At 29.8% G+C, this 12,308-nt stretch carries 17 protein-coding genes; 11 read left to right on the top strand and 6 right to left on the bottom strand.

Going from position 1 to position 12,308, the window contains the following annotated elements:
• Positions 1-12: 12 nt before the first annotated feature.
• A complete protein-coding gene (locus L8V77_RS01750; RefSeq protein WP_263706411.1) occupies positions 13-771 on the top strand; it encodes a 3'(2'),5'-bisphosphate nucleotidase CysQ in 759 nt (252 codons plus the stop codon).
• A complete protein-coding gene (locus L8V77_RS01745) occupies positions 771-1,421 on the top strand; it encodes a hypothetical protein (RefSeq protein ID WP_263706410.1) in 651 nt (216 codons plus the stop codon). The genes L8V77_RS01750 and L8V77_RS01745 overlap by 1 nt, the downstream gene beginning before the upstream one ends.
• Here L8V77_RS01745 and L8V77_RS01740 read toward each other — a convergent pair.
• The 3 genes from L8V77_RS01740 to L8V77_RS01730 are packed head-to-tail and all read right to left on the bottom strand — an operon-like array spanning position 1,414 to position 3,344.
• Positions 1,414-2,190: a UDP-N-acetylmuramate dehydrogenase gene (locus tag L8V77_RS01740; RefSeq protein ID WP_263706408.1), complete on the bottom strand. Its 777-nt coding sequence runs from the start codon at positions 2,188-2,190 to the stop codon at positions 1,414-1,416. The genes L8V77_RS01745 and L8V77_RS01740 overlap by 8 nt on opposite strands.
• A complete protein-coding gene (gene fliQ, locus L8V77_RS01735; protein ID WP_012660903.1) occupies positions 2,187-2,453 on the bottom strand; it encodes a flagellar biosynthesis protein FliQ in 267 nt (88 codons plus the stop codon). The genes L8V77_RS01740 and fliQ overlap by 4 nt, the downstream gene beginning before the upstream one ends.
• Before the next feature lie 27 nt (positions 2,454-2,480).
• Positions 2,481-3,344, bottom strand: a complete 864-nt coding sequence (locus L8V77_RS01730) for a menaquinone biosynthesis family protein (protein ID WP_263706406.1) — start codon at positions 3,342-3,344, stop codon at positions 2,481-2,483.
• A gap of 110 nt (positions 3,345-3,454) precedes the next feature.
• Between L8V77_RS01730 and recA the strand changes: the two genes are divergently transcribed.
• The 4 genes from recA to L8V77_RS01710 all read left to right on the top strand — a co-directional run bounded on the left by recA (position 3,455) and on the right by L8V77_RS01710 (position 6,687).
• Entirely contained in the window at positions 3,455-4,492 is a 1,038-nt protein-coding gene (gene recA, locus L8V77_RS01725; protein WP_039617275.1) for a recombinase RecA, read from the top strand.
• Positions 4,492-5,736 (top strand): phosphopyruvate hydratase, encoded by a 1,245-nt coding sequence (eno, locus tag L8V77_RS01720; RefSeq protein ID WP_133319944.1) that lies wholly within the window; start codon positions 4,492-4,494, stop codon positions 5,734-5,736. Before recA ends, eno begins: the two co-directional genes overlap by 1 nt.
• 116 nt (positions 5,737-5,852) lie before the next feature.
• Positions 5,853-6,014: a hypothetical protein gene (locus L8V77_RS01715; RefSeq protein WP_163197158.1), complete on the top strand. Its 162-nt coding sequence runs from the start codon at positions 5,853-5,855 to the stop codon at positions 6,012-6,014.
• Complete coding sequence (locus tag L8V77_RS01710) at positions 6,004-6,687, top strand: AMIN domain-containing protein (protein WP_039667888.1); 684 nt, start codon at positions 6,004-6,006, stop codon at positions 6,685-6,687. Before L8V77_RS01715 ends, L8V77_RS01710 begins: the two co-directional genes overlap by 11 nt.
• A gap of 14 nt (positions 6,688-6,701) precedes the next feature.
• Here the strand turns inward: L8V77_RS01710 and L8V77_RS01705 are convergent, their stop codons facing one another.
• Positions 6,702-7,085 carry a group III truncated hemoglobin gene (locus tag L8V77_RS01705; protein ID WP_263706404.1) on the bottom strand — a complete coding sequence of 128 codons (384 nt, stop codon included), beginning with the start codon at positions 7,083-7,085 and terminating at the stop codon, positions 6,702-6,704.
• Between the two features lie 108 nt (positions 7,086-7,193).
• Here L8V77_RS01705 and L8V77_RS01700 point away from each other — a divergent pair, with 108 nt between their 5' ends.
• Positions 7,194-7,670 carry a cysteine permease gene (locus tag L8V77_RS01700; RefSeq protein ID WP_263706401.1) on the top strand — a complete coding sequence of 159 codons (477 nt, stop codon included), beginning with the start codon at positions 7,194-7,196 and terminating at the stop codon, positions 7,668-7,670.
• Here the strand turns inward: L8V77_RS01700 and L8V77_RS01695 are convergent.
• Both L8V77_RS01695 and L8V77_RS01690 read right to left on the bottom strand, forming a co-directional pair.
• Positions 7,639-8,949 carry an MFS transporter gene (locus L8V77_RS01695; protein ID WP_263706399.1) on the bottom strand — a complete coding sequence of 437 codons (1,311 nt, stop codon included), beginning with the start codon at positions 8,947-8,949 and terminating at the stop codon, positions 7,639-7,641. The two genes, L8V77_RS01700 and L8V77_RS01695, sit on opposite strands and share 32 nt — an antisense overlap.
• A 2-nt stretch (positions 8,950-8,951) precedes the next feature.
• Positions 8,952-9,113 carry a highly acidic protein gene (locus L8V77_RS01690; protein ID WP_039667884.1) on the bottom strand — a complete coding sequence of 54 codons (162 nt, stop codon included), beginning with the start codon at positions 9,111-9,113 and terminating at the stop codon, positions 8,952-8,954.
• A gap of 87 nt (positions 9,114-9,200) precedes the next feature.
• Between L8V77_RS01690 and moaC the strand changes: the two genes are divergently transcribed.
• The 4 genes from moaC to L8V77_RS01670 all read left to right on the top strand — a co-directional run.
• On the top strand, positions 9,201-9,674 hold the full coding sequence (moaC, locus tag L8V77_RS01685) for a cyclic pyranopterin monophosphate synthase MoaC (protein ID WP_263683281.1): 474 nt from the start codon (positions 9,201-9,203) through the stop codon (positions 9,672-9,674).
• Positions 9,652-9,915, top strand: a complete 264-nt coding sequence (locus L8V77_RS01680; RefSeq protein ID WP_263664263.1) for a DUF493 domain-containing protein — start codon at positions 9,652-9,654, stop codon at positions 9,913-9,915. The genes moaC and L8V77_RS01680 overlap by 23 nt, the downstream gene beginning before the upstream one ends.
• Before the next feature lie 12 nt (positions 9,916-9,927).
• Positions 9,928-11,052, top strand: a complete 1,125-nt coding sequence (locus L8V77_RS01675) for a hypothetical protein (protein ID WP_263706397.1) — start codon at positions 9,928-9,930, stop codon at positions 11,050-11,052.
• A 50-nt stretch (positions 11,053-11,102) separates the two neighbouring features.
• On the top strand, positions 11,103-12,308 hold a 1,206-nt coding region (locus tag L8V77_RS01670), incomplete at its 3' end, for a cache domain-containing protein (RefSeq protein ID WP_263706395.1).

Here is a 12,308-nt window from a genome sequence, read left to right as displayed (position 1 = left end):
TATACTTTTTTTATGAAAAATTTAGACACACTTTTAGAATTAGCCTTAAAAGCAGGCAAGGAAGCCTCAAAAGTATTGCTTGAATATAAAGACAAAAATACCTTGTGGCTTAAAGATGATGATTCCCCAGTAGGTTTAGCTGATATAAAGTCTAATGAAGCTATTAGTGAGATTTTGGCTTCAAGCGATATAGCTATATGCTCTGAAGAAAATATACTCTCTTATGAAGAAAGAAAAAATTTAGCGTATTTTTGGCTCATAGATCCACTTGATGGTACTAAATCTTATGCTAAAAAAGATAAAGAATATTGTGTTTTAATCGCATTAATCCATAAAAACACCCCTATACTTTCACTCATAGGCGATGTGGAAAATAATGCATTTTATTATGCACATACTCATACTAAGGTTTATAAAAATAATGAAATTTTAAATCTTAGCTTAGAGCAATACGAAAAGGTTAAAAATATAGCCCTTTACTCTAAAAACCATGATAACAATGAAGATTTTTTCATTCAAAATCATCTTGAAGGCATTAAGGTTTCATCTGCTTTGAAATTTGTATATTTACTTGAAGCAAAAGCTGGAATTTACCCACGTTTTGGTGGTCCAAAAGCTTGGGATATAGCTGCGGGAGATTTTTTAGTCAAACAAAATGGTGGAATTTTATACGATTTTGATAAAAAAGCTCTAAATTATAATAGTCCTGATTTTAAACTTCCAAGTTTTATAGCTTTTGCTAAGAATGAATTTAAATTAAAAGGTTTTTAGTGAGATTTTTTTTAATGTTTTTGTGTTTTTTAAGTGCTATTTATGCTAACTCTTTTGCAAATAAAAAAATCATCAAATTACAAAATAACGATGATTTTAGTATCATCAATCTTGAACAAAATATAAATTATGATAAACTCTCACACATTAACACCTTAGCTTTAGTGCCAAGCTATGAAAAAGAATATAATTTTTATTTTTCAAATTTAAAAATCGATGCTAAAAGCATGGCAAAAGACACACTAAAAGCATTAAGTGCTATTTTAAATGAGCAAAATAATTTTGCCTTACTTAGTCAAAAAGAAAATCAAACTTACATCAATAGCCAAAATATCTTGCAAACAAATAAAAATTTCATCAATGCAAGTGAGTTTTTAGAATTTAATCGTTTCAAAAAGGCTGATTTTATTATTTTGCTAGATTTAAAAAGTATTCAAGCAAGCCAACAAAATTTCTTGCTTTTTTCCAATTTTGAAGTCAAAGCCGACATAGAATACAAACTTTTTAATGCTAAAACAAAAAAACTAAAAGATCATAAAATCCTTACTATCAATACTCAATTTAGCACAAATGATAAAAATAAATCTTATCAAGAATTAGTCCAAGAAATAGCTAAAATTGTTTATGAAGATATTAAAAATACTATATAATTACCACTTCTTCTTCTAAAACAATCCCAAATTCTTCAAAAACTCTTTTTTTAGCAAGCTCTATCAAAAACATAGCATCATCAAAACTAGCATGTTTTTTATTGATTAAAAAATTTGCATGTTCATTACTAAACATCGCATCATTTTTACTAAAACCTTTAAGATTAACTGCTTCTATCAACCTTCCTGCATGATCGTTTTTGGGATTTTTAAAAATAGAGCCAAAGCTAGCACCTTTGGGTTGATTTTTTCTTGCATTTTTTAAAAGCTCATCTTTAACTGGGTCAAATCCATATTCTAAAAAAAACTTCGCGCTAAACATCACTTCTTTAATAGGATTAAACCTATAAGCAAAAGCGATGTTTTGTTTTAAAATTTCTTGATTAAAAGTGCAAATACTAATTAAGTTTTTACTAATATCCTCATCTTTTAACCCTGCGTTCATTTTTAAAATACCACCTAAAGTCCCTGGGATATTTCTTAAAAACTCAAAGCCTTTTAGGTTATTTTCTTTAGCAAAATGATACATTTTAAAAGATTTCACGCTAGAGCCTATCTCTAAAAACATACCTTTTTCATTTTGCTCTAAAATTTTAATATAATCAAAACTTTTCCCTAAAATTCCAAGTTTTTTAGGCTTTGGAGAAATTAAAAGATTATTTGCCCCACCTATTAAAAAACCATCAAATTCGCAAAGCTCTTCAAGTATTTGTACTTCAAAGCTCTCGCCTATACGCACAGAAGAATACTTAGAAAAATCAATAATCATCTAATAAAGCTTGGAATTTGATTTAAAATATTCGTTGTAAAATCAATCATAGAACTTATCATCCAAGGCATTAAAAATACTATTACCACAACAACAAGTAAAATTTTTGGCACAAAAGAAAGCGTAGCTTCATTAATTTGCGTTACAGCTTGAAAAATACTTATAATAAGCCCTGCAATAAGCCCTGCTAAAAGCATAGGTAAAGAAAGCATAAGTGTGATTTTAAAAGTTTGTACACCCAAGGCTACTAAAGTACTTTCCATATTTACTCCTTAAAAATTTAAATTCTATCAAGAATTTCTAAATTCTTCATACTCACTAGGGATAAGATAGTCTTTGCTTTTTATTAACTTCTCATAAAATCCATGATTAAACCCAAGCTCAAAAAGCTTATCTATAGCATTGTATTGTTTATCATTCATATTTATAGAGTTTTTATTTGCGTATAAATTTAAATACACATCAAGTTTTTGGGCATCAACGCGTATTAAATTACGCTCTAAAAGCATAGAAGCTAAGATTTTTCTATTATGATCAGCTACTTCTACTGCTTTAATCAAATCTTTTTCAACCGCTATTGCATCATTAAGTGGTAAAGATCTTCTAAGAGCCATACCACCCAAAGGTAAAGGCAAATCATCTTTGGCTAATTCTTGCCAAATATCCCAAAGTTCAGCCTCAACACATAAGCTAGAATCAAATTCTAAAATACTCTCATGTATAAGCACTCCCACATCAACCTCATCTTCTAAAACAGCCTTTTCAATCTCTAAAAAATTCTTATAAACTATTCTAGCTTGTGGGTATTTTATGCGAAAGATTAAAGCATTGGTAGTGTGCACTCCACTTAAAGCAACTTTAAAATTTGGCTTTAATTTTTTATCTTTTTTCTTAATAAGCTTTGGCCCATAACCCTCACCAAAACTCACCGCGGTTTTCAATAAAGCATATTCACTAGCTATTAAAGGATAAAGCGCAAAAGATATCGCACTAACATCGTATATATTTTCTAATGCAAGTTCATTTAAAGTTTGTATATCTAAAGCTGTATTTTCATACTCATAAGCATTCCCAACCCAACCAAATTTAATCGCCATATACATAAAAATATCATCAGCATCAGGAGAGTGTGCTACACTAATTTTTTTATTCATTTTTCTCCTTGAAAAATTTAAAAAAGTATTTTAGCAAAATTCAAAATAAAAACTTATATTAAATTTCTTTTTGATACAATTTTAAACATATTATAAAAGGATTAACAAGCATGGATGATAATAAAAGAAAATCACTTGATGCGGCTTTAAAAAGTCTTGATAAAACCTTTGGAAAAGGTACTATTTTAAGACTTGGCGATAAAGAAGTTGAAAAAATTGATTCTATTCCTACAGGTTCGGTTGGACTTGATTTGGCTTTAGGAATTGGCGGGGTTCCAAAAGGAAGAATTATAGAAATTTATGGGCCTGAAAGTTCAGGTAAAACTACACTTACCTTGCACATCATAGCAGAGTGTCAAAAAAAAGGCGGAGTTTGTGCGTTTATTGATGCTGAACATGCTCTTGATGTAAGATATGCAAAAAATTTAGGTGTTGATACAGAAAATCTTTACATCTCTCAACCAGATTTTGGAGAACAAGCCTTAGAAATCGTTGAAACCATAGCAAGAAGTGGAGCCATTGATCTAATAGTAGTAGATAGCGTTGCTGCACTTACTCCAAAAGCAGAAATCGAAGGTGATATGGGAGATCAGCATGTAGGTCTTCAAGCAAGATTAATGAGTCAAGCTTTAAGAAAATTAACCGGTATCGTTCATAAAATGAATACTACTGTAATTTTCATCAACCAAATTCGTATGAAAATAGGCATGATGGGCTATGGCACTCCTGAAACAACTACCGGAGGAAATGCTTTAAAATTTTATGCTTCGGTTCGTTTAGATGTAAGAAAAACAGCTACTTTAAAACAAAATGATGAGCCTATTGGAAACCGTGTTAAGGTAAAAGTGGCTAAAAATAAAGTAGCTCCTCCATTTAAACAGGCTGAATTTGATGTGATGTTTGGCGAGGGTGTAAGCCGTGAGGGTGAGCTAATAGACTATGGTGTAAAACTTGATATTATTGATAAAAGTGGTGCGTGGTTTTCTTACAAGGCTTCTAAACTTGGCCAAGGTAGAGAAAATGCCAAAGCATTTTTAAAAGAAAACCCAGCTATTGCAGATGAAATCACTCAAGCCATACAAAACTCAATCGGTATAGATAGTATGATTTTGGGTGCAAAAGAAGACGATGAAGAAGGAGAGGAATAATGTTGATTATTGAAGATTTAAGAGCTTTTGAAGTTTTAGATAGTAGAGGCAACCCTACCATTAAAGCCGAAATCATGCTAAGCGATGGTAGCGTAGGAAGCGCTATCGTTCCAAGTGGTGCAAGCACGGGAAAAAAAGAAGCTTTAGAACTAAGAGATAATGATGAAAGATTTGGTGGTAAAGGTGTTTTAAAAGCGATTGAAAACATCAATGGCACCATAGCTGAAAACATTATAGGGCTTGATGCATTTAATCAAACCCAACTAGATAATACTCTTTTAGAGCTTGATGGGACAAAAAACTACTCTAACCTAGGAGCAAATGCAACCTTAGGAATTTCTATGGCAACAGCACGCGCTGCTGCTAATGCACTAGGTGTACCTTTATATCGCTATTTAGGTGGGGCAAATGCAAGCGTATTACCCGTACCAATGTGTAATATCATCAACGGTGGTGCACATGCAAACAATAGCGTAGATTTTCAAGAATTTATGATTATGCCTTTTGGTTTTTCAAGCTTTAAAGAAGGATTAAGATCAGTTTGTGAAATTTATGCAGTATTGAAAAAAGAATTAGCCAACTTAGGTCACTCTACTGCCTTAGGCGATGAGGGTGGTTTTGCACCAAATTTAGCAAATAATACAGAACCGCTTGATCTTTTAATGACTTGTATTAAAAAAGCAGGTTATGAAAATAAAATCAAACTAGCGTTAGATGTAGCAAGTAGTGAACTTTATAAAGATGGTAAATACCATTTAGAGGGTAAAGTTTTCTCAAGTGAAGACTTAATCGCGCGTTATGAAGAATTATGTGCAAAATATCCAATTTTTAGTATTGAAGATGGTTTAGCTGAAGATGATTATGAAGGTTGGATTAAACTTACTCAAAAGCTTGGTAATAAAATTCAACTTGTGGGTGATGATTTGTTTGTAACTAATGAAGATATTTTAAGAGAAGGTATCATGAAAAATATGGCAAATGCTGTATTGATTAAGCCTAATCAAATTGGAACAATCACTCAAACTATGAGAACAGTAAGATTAGCTCATAGAAATAATTACAGATGTATTATGAGTCACAGAAGTGGCGAAAGCGAAGATGCTTTTATAGCTGATTTTGCAGTAGCGCTTAATACAGGACAAATCAAAACAGGAGCTCTAGCAAGAGGTGAAAGAACTGCTAAATACAATCGCTTATTAGAAATTGAACTTGATAATGATGAGTACTTAGGAGATAAACTCTGAGCGATTTATTAAAAGAGTATGATGAGCATTCTAAAAAAAAGGAAGCTCATCGTCAACTCATCAAAACCATTGCATTATCATTTGTAGCTATTATTGTTGCTATGTATTTTGGTAATATGTTTTTTGGTAAATCTTCTCTAGATGTACTACTAACACTTAAAGAAGAGCAAAAAATTTTAGAAAAAAATATAATGACTTTAAAAGCTAAAAATGCTCAAGCTCAAAAAGAATATTTGCAACTTTTAAGACTTAAGGGAGAAAATTCGCATGAGAATTAAATTTTTTATATTGTTTTTACTTTCTTGTGTATTTTTAAATGCAAAAGACAATCCTTTTGATAATAACATAGAACAAAAAAATACCGAATTTGCAAAACTTAGTCCTTTCCAAAGGCAAGATTTTAACTTTAATTCTGATGCGAGAATTTTAAAAAATATTACCATTACTTACATTAATCTTGATGGTTCTGAAGAACAAACCACTCTGGATATATACAAAAGTATTAACTGGCATGATACCTACTCATTTATAAAAACTAAAAGTCCAAATGCCACGCCTATACTTGATGTATCTGTAACCGTGCCACAAAAACAAGGAAATAAAAACTCAAAAACAGAAGAAAACAACACTACTTTAAACATAGAAACACCACTTTTTAGCGGAAATATTTATAATTTTATTTCTCTTGGTTTTTATAATAACAAAATCAATATCAAAACCCAGGATAAAATACTAAGACATCTTTCTATAGGAGATCCTACTAAAATTATTATAGATTTTGCTAAAAAACAAAATTTTAACACCAAAACACTGCAAGTTAATACAGCACAAGTTAGAAAAGTTGTATTTGGTTCACATAAAGGGTATTATCGTTTGGTAATATATCTTGATGGAAAATACAGTTATAAATATTCACATAGTGAAAACTTACATACATTTAACTATCGCTAAGAGTTTTTAAACTCTTAAGCAAATCTATGATCATAAATAATCATTTGAAATCTTTGGGCTATCATTCTAGCTCTTTCTATAATGATATTTCTTGGTTCATCTTCAAAAACTTCTTGCAAACTCTCATCAAATAAATTAAGCCAAATATCAAAAAATTCTCTTGGAAATGGAGGTAATTCATGATGAGCTCTCAAAGGTGAACCACTATAACTTGGATCAGCTAAAAACATCCCTGCCCAAAAACTTGCTATTTTTTCTTTATGTTTTTTCCAACTCTCATCATCTGTGCCGATTTTTTCATTAAAAATAGGTCCTAAATCTTTATCCACTCTAACCTTTGTATAAAAAACATCCATAAGTTTTTTTATACCCTCATGATTAATAGTTTCAAATTTCATGCTTTTCCTTAAAAATAATTTTTACTTATTGTATTAAATTTAGAAATTAAAAATATAAACAAAAGTCAATTTTTAGTATAATTTTAAAAACAAAACTAAAGAAAAACTATGACTTATACTATTTTACCATCCAATCAATTCTTAGATGATTATGTCTTAAATGTACAATTACATCAATTAGCAAATATCTCTAAAAATGCTTATAAATTTTGGAAAAACGTTCAAGCAGCACGTTATCAAGGCACAAGAGTGGTATTTTTACACAAAAAAAGTATTTTAAAAAAACACCAACATCTTATACAAAAATGTGAAAATTTAAGTGGCTATGTGTTAGCAAGTGCTTTTTGCTCATTTACCACTTTAGCTCCATCTCATTTAGTAGAAAAAAATAATTCTCAAATTTATAAAATCTTAGATATAAAAGAAGTATGTGGGGTTAAATTTGTAAATTTAAAGGCATTTTACGATCTTTTAAAGCTAGATTATAATTATAATATTTACATCGAAAAATGCCATTTTTTTAGTCCCACTCCTTTGGAAAAGCGTATTAAAATCACTGAGAGTATGTGCGTTGGGTATTACTAAGATATTTAAACATCAAAGCACAAATAAGTGAGATTATAGCCATAGCTAGCATATAAAATCCTAAAGAAAAACGAGCGATATTTTCTAAATTTCCTAAAGCAATAGTATGTAAAAATAAAGCAAGTTGCGGGGTAAACCCACCGGCTAATGCATAAGCTATATTATATGAAAAACTAAGTCCTGAAAATTTAATCTTAGCATCAAATACTTCACTCATCATTAAAGGGCAAAAATTCATCACTCCAGCAAAAAAACAAGCACTCAAATAATACACACTCACTGTATTAAAATCAGGTGTTTTAGTATAAAGAGCATTAAAATAAAACAAACAAGTTAAGAAAAATCCTAATGAAAAAACCACACAAGCTTTTACTATACCTATTTTATCAGCCAAAATTCCACTTAATATACAGCCAGTTACAAGCACAACTATACCAAGCATTTGCATATAAGTTTGAACGCTTGCATCAATACTTAACATTTTTGCCATAAAAGAAGGTATGATTAAAATCATCACAACAATGCAAGCAGTTAAAACCCAAGTTATCAACATAGAAAGCACAACACCTAGCTTAGCCTTTTTAAACACTTCTTTTAAAGGGAATTTTTCTAAGGCTTTATCTTTTTTCATTTGCTCAAAAACAGGAGTTTCTCTTAAAAATTTACGCAAATAAGCAGAAATGATCCCAAAAATTCCTCCCAAGAAAAATGGAATTCTCCATGCCCACTCATAAAGCTCTTCTTGCGTGAAAAGTTTATTCATCATCAAAAACACAAAACTACCAAGTAAAATTCCACCTACCACAGAAGCTGTTAAAATTCCAAGATAAGTGCGTTTTTGACCCTTTGGAGCATGCTCAAATATAAAAACCCAAGCACCAGGTAATTCCCCACCTATAGCTATACCTTGACAAATCCTTACAAATACTAAAAATACTATACATAAATACCCTATACTTTCATAAGCAGGTATAAAAGCAAGCATAAAAGTTGGCACAACCATCAGCAAAATACTAAGCATAAACATTTTCTTACGGCCAAATTTATCGCCAAAATGAGCCATAACTATACCGCCAAGCGGTCTAGCTAAATATCCTGCAGCAAAAATTCCATAAGTATTAAACATTTGCCAAAATGGACTTAAATTTTCAGGAAAGAAATTTTTAGAAATATAACTTGCAAAAAATACAAAAATGATAAAATCATAAAATTCTAAAGTCCCTCCCAAAGAAGAAAGACCTAAAACTTTTATATCTTTTTTGCTAAGATTTTTACTCACTCTTAATCCATCTCATAAGTATCATCATCACTATAATCATCATCGTATTCATAATCATCATCGTCATAATTATACGATCTTTGATTATTTACATAAGTATCATCATCTGTTTCATCATACATTTCATCATCGTAATTTTCAAATTCTTCATCATCATAAGCCATTATAAATCCTTTAAAATTTTTTAGTAGTATTTTAATATAAAAATATACATTTTGGTATAATTTTTCAAACTTTACTTAAGGAAAAATATGAATTTAACGCATTTAGATGAAAAAAACCATCCCAAAATGGTAGATGTAAGTCAAAAAGATATCACCCAAAGAGAAGCTTGTGCAAGCGGTAAAATATACATGAGCAAAGAAGCATTTGAAGCTATCATTGAAAATAAAGCTAAAAAAGGACCTGTTTTGCAAACTGCCATCACAGCAGCCATCATGGGAGCTAAGCAAACTTCAAATCTCATTCCAATGTGTCATCCTTTAATGATTTCAAAAGTACAAACCCATATAGAAGAAAACAAAGAAGAATATTCTTTTAAACTTTTTGTGACCGTAAAATGCGAAGGAAAAACCGGAGTTGAAATGGAAAGCTTAACTGCTGTTAGCATTGGACTTTTAACTATTTATGATATGGTTAAGGCTATTGATAAAAGTATGCAAATTACTAATATAGTTTTAGAAAGTAAAGAAGGAGGAAAAAGTGGTAAATATCTGCGATCTTAAAAAAGAACCTATTATAAATTACCCTACTTTTTGGGATTACAAAGTCGTTTTTGAAGCCGGAGTTGATGCTTTAGAAATTTTTACCCAAATACTAAATGAAAGAGAATTTAAATACAAAATCTCAAATACTAGCAAACAAGGAACATACAAAAGCTATCTTTTAAGTGTTTATGTAGATAGCAAAAGTGACCGTTTAAATATTTTTAATCAATTAAAAAGTAAAGCCAAATTTGTACTATAAAAAGGAAAAACTATGAAAAATTTAGCCATTATTTTTGAAAATTCTCTCTTAGCTTGTGAAAAAAACGAAATTCCAAACTTAATTAGCGAGCTTGTTTTTAGTCTAAGTTATAAAAAAATTAGTTTTGAAAATACTAGCAATGAAGAGCTTTTTACCATCTTTTCTAAGGTATTAGAAAAACTTGAACTTATAAATGAAGAAAATATTTCTAAAATAATCCAAGGTATCATCAAAGCTAGAGTGGAAGAGGATAAAAAAGCATTTTTTGCTTATATTAATGAATATGGCAAATTAAAAGTAAAAATCGAAGAACAAAAAAACACCATTAAGCATAAAATTTGTGATAATTTTTTTGACTTAGAAAAAACCTTAAAGGATTTGAATTTAAATGAATTTAATATAAGCATTAATGATGCAATGCTTTATGATATAGAAATACTAGGTCTTTTAAAAGAAACTGCCGAAAGTGCTTTTATCACAACCTTAGAAAAAGGAGAAAATATAGAGCTTACTTCTTGTGAGATTGCTAAAAATTTAGTCTTTAATGCAATTTGTGAAGGAAGTTTTGAAAAAGAAAGAATTTTAAAAATCTCCCAAGTAGTTTTAAATGCAGCTTTTGAACTTGCTAATGAATCACAAGCCTTTGCTTATGATTTATGTATTGGAAGTATTTATGGAGCGCAAGAAGGAATTTCTTTAGCGATTGAAAAATTTAAATCAAGCTTTGCATATAGTGCTTTAGAATATGATTTAAAAAACAAAGAAAAAGAACTTATAGATATAGAACAAGAATTTATTCAAATGCTTAAAAAAATATCATCAGAACTTGACAATCCCGTAAAAGACATACTCAAAGATTTATTAGAAAATAAATTTGACACTTTATTTGCTAAATTTAAACGTCTCATACAAGAAAATAGAGAACAAATCCTTATTAAAATAAATGAAATTAAACAAAATCCAAAAATTGACGACTTTAGCAAGCTAGCACAAAATAAACTTAACATTCTAGCCAAAGAGCTAAGTGAGCTTGAAAAACTTGCTAGTCATAAATATAAAAGTTTAGATAAAAATAATGCAAAAGAATTAGGAGTAAGATTGTGGGAAAAAATTAACAAACTAATAAAAAAATATTAAAAAACAAAAGTTACCATTTTATCAAATACATCAGATGAAAGAGGTAACTAATGTTTAAAAATTTTAATTTAACTACAAAAATGATTTTAATTTTATCTTCTGTAATATTTATTGGCATAGGAATTTTATCTGTAACGATAATCTCAAAAAGCCAAGAAATGCTTAATGATGAAGCTCATAAACTTTTATTAAGTAGCGCCAATAGATACTCAAATGGGATTCAAGCAATTACCCAAAACGCATATTCAACACTAGAAACAGCACAAGGCGTTATTAAAAATTTTGCAAATAAAGATAATAACTTAGATATAGAAGATCTTAAAATTTTAATAAGCAGTATGCTAGATTCAAATTCTTGGACTTATTTTGCATATATTCATCTTAACCAATACCACGGCAATAATCCTTTAAATCTTACTCCATCAGGAAAGTTTTTATTACTAGCAAAAGATGAAAATCCACAACAAAAAGGATCAATTAAATTCATCCAAGCTGAAGAAGTAATCTTGCAACAAAATTCTCTCATAAAAGCTTTACAAACCAAGCAACCTGCCGTTGGAAGACCTAGAGATTATTCTATAAATGGAGAAAAATTATACTTAGTAAACATTGTTTTACCAATTTTTGGAAAGAATAACGAAACAATTGGTGCAATAGGTATGCTTGTGCGCATTGATTTATTGAGAGAAGAATTAAATGATCCAAATAAGAGTTTATTTGCAAATGACCAACGTTTATTGATTTCAAGTGATGGTTTAATCATATCTAGTCCAAAAGCAGAATATGTTGGAAAAATCATCACAGAAATTAATCCTCATCCTAGTGCAAAAACAATACTAGACATGCAAAGCACCAAAACCAATGGTTTATTTACTTTTATACCTGCTTCTACAAATGAAGAAAATTTAGCCCAGCTTGTAAATTTTGATCTTTGGGAGGGCTCTAATGATCATTGGAGTGTTGTAACTATAGCACCAAAAAAATCAGTGGAAAAGCCTGCCGATTCTTTAGCATTTATTATATTTGTAATTTCTGTAATTGTACTTTTTATTATTATTAGTGTGATTTATTTTTATGTTAAAAAAAGTGTTGTTGGAACAATTCATAAACTTCAAATCGGCCTCAACTCTTTCTTTGACTTCATCAATCATAAAACTAAAGATTCTGCTATGATAGATGTTAAAACAAATGATGAGCTTGGTGCTATGGCAAAAGCAATTAATGAAAACATCACTAAAACTAAAAATGCATTAGAG

This window comes from Campylobacter sp. IFREMER_LSEM_CL2127 (genome assembly GCF_025771745.1).
Lineage (GTDB): Bacteria > Campylobacterota > Campylobacteria > Campylobacterales > Campylobacteraceae > Campylobacter_D.
Note: the sequence above shows the minus strand (reverse complement) of the source record. Positions and strands in the feature narration are given on the sequence as shown.

Excerpts from the sequence above, each read along its gene's own strand:
- L8V77_RS01750 (WP_263706411.1), top strand. The coding sequence starts at position 13 with ATGAAAAATTTAGACACACTTTTAGAATTAGCCTTAAAAGCAGGCAAG.
- L8V77_RS01740 (WP_263706408.1), bottom strand. The coding sequence starts at position 2,190 with ATGATTATTGATTTTTCTAAGTATTCTTCTGTGCGTATAGGCGAGAGC.
- fliQ (WP_012660903.1), bottom strand. The coding sequence starts at position 2,453 with ATGGAAAGTACTTTAGTAGCCTTGGGTGTACAAACTTTTAAAATCACA.
- L8V77_RS01730 (WP_263706406.1), bottom strand. The coding sequence starts at position 3,344 with ATGAATAAAAAAATTAGTGTAGCACACTCTCCTGATGCTGATGATATT.
- recA (WP_039617275.1), top strand. The coding sequence starts at position 3,455 with ATGGATGATAATAAAAGAAAATCACTTGATGCGGCTTTAAAAAGTCTT.
- eno (WP_133319944.1), top strand. The coding sequence starts at position 4,492 with ATGTTGATTATTGAAGATTTAAGAGCTTTTGAAGTTTTAGATAGTAGA.
- L8V77_RS01715 (WP_163197158.1), top strand. The coding sequence starts at position 5,853 with ATGTTTTTTGGTAAATCTTCTCTAGATGTACTACTAACACTTAAAGAA.
- L8V77_RS01710 (WP_039667888.1), top strand. The coding sequence starts at position 6,004 with ATGAGAATTAAATTTTTTATATTGTTTTTACTTTCTTGTGTATTTTTA.
- L8V77_RS01705 (WP_263706404.1), bottom strand. The coding sequence starts at position 7,085 with ATGAAATTTGAAACTATTAATCATGAGGGTATAAAAAAACTTATGGAT.
- L8V77_RS01700 (WP_263706401.1), top strand. The coding sequence starts at position 7,194 with ATGACTTATACTATTTTACCATCCAATCAATTCTTAGATGATTATGTC.
- L8V77_RS01690 (WP_039667884.1), bottom strand. The coding sequence starts at position 9,113 with ATGGCTTATGATGATGAAGAATTTGAAAATTACGATGATGAAATGTAT.
- moaC (WP_263683281.1), top strand. The coding sequence starts at position 9,201 with ATGAATTTAACGCATTTAGATGAAAAAAACCATCCCAAAATGGTAGAT.
- L8V77_RS01675 (WP_263706397.1), top strand. The coding sequence starts at position 9,928 with ATGAAAAATTTAGCCATTATTTTTGAAAATTCTCTCTTAGCTTGTGAA.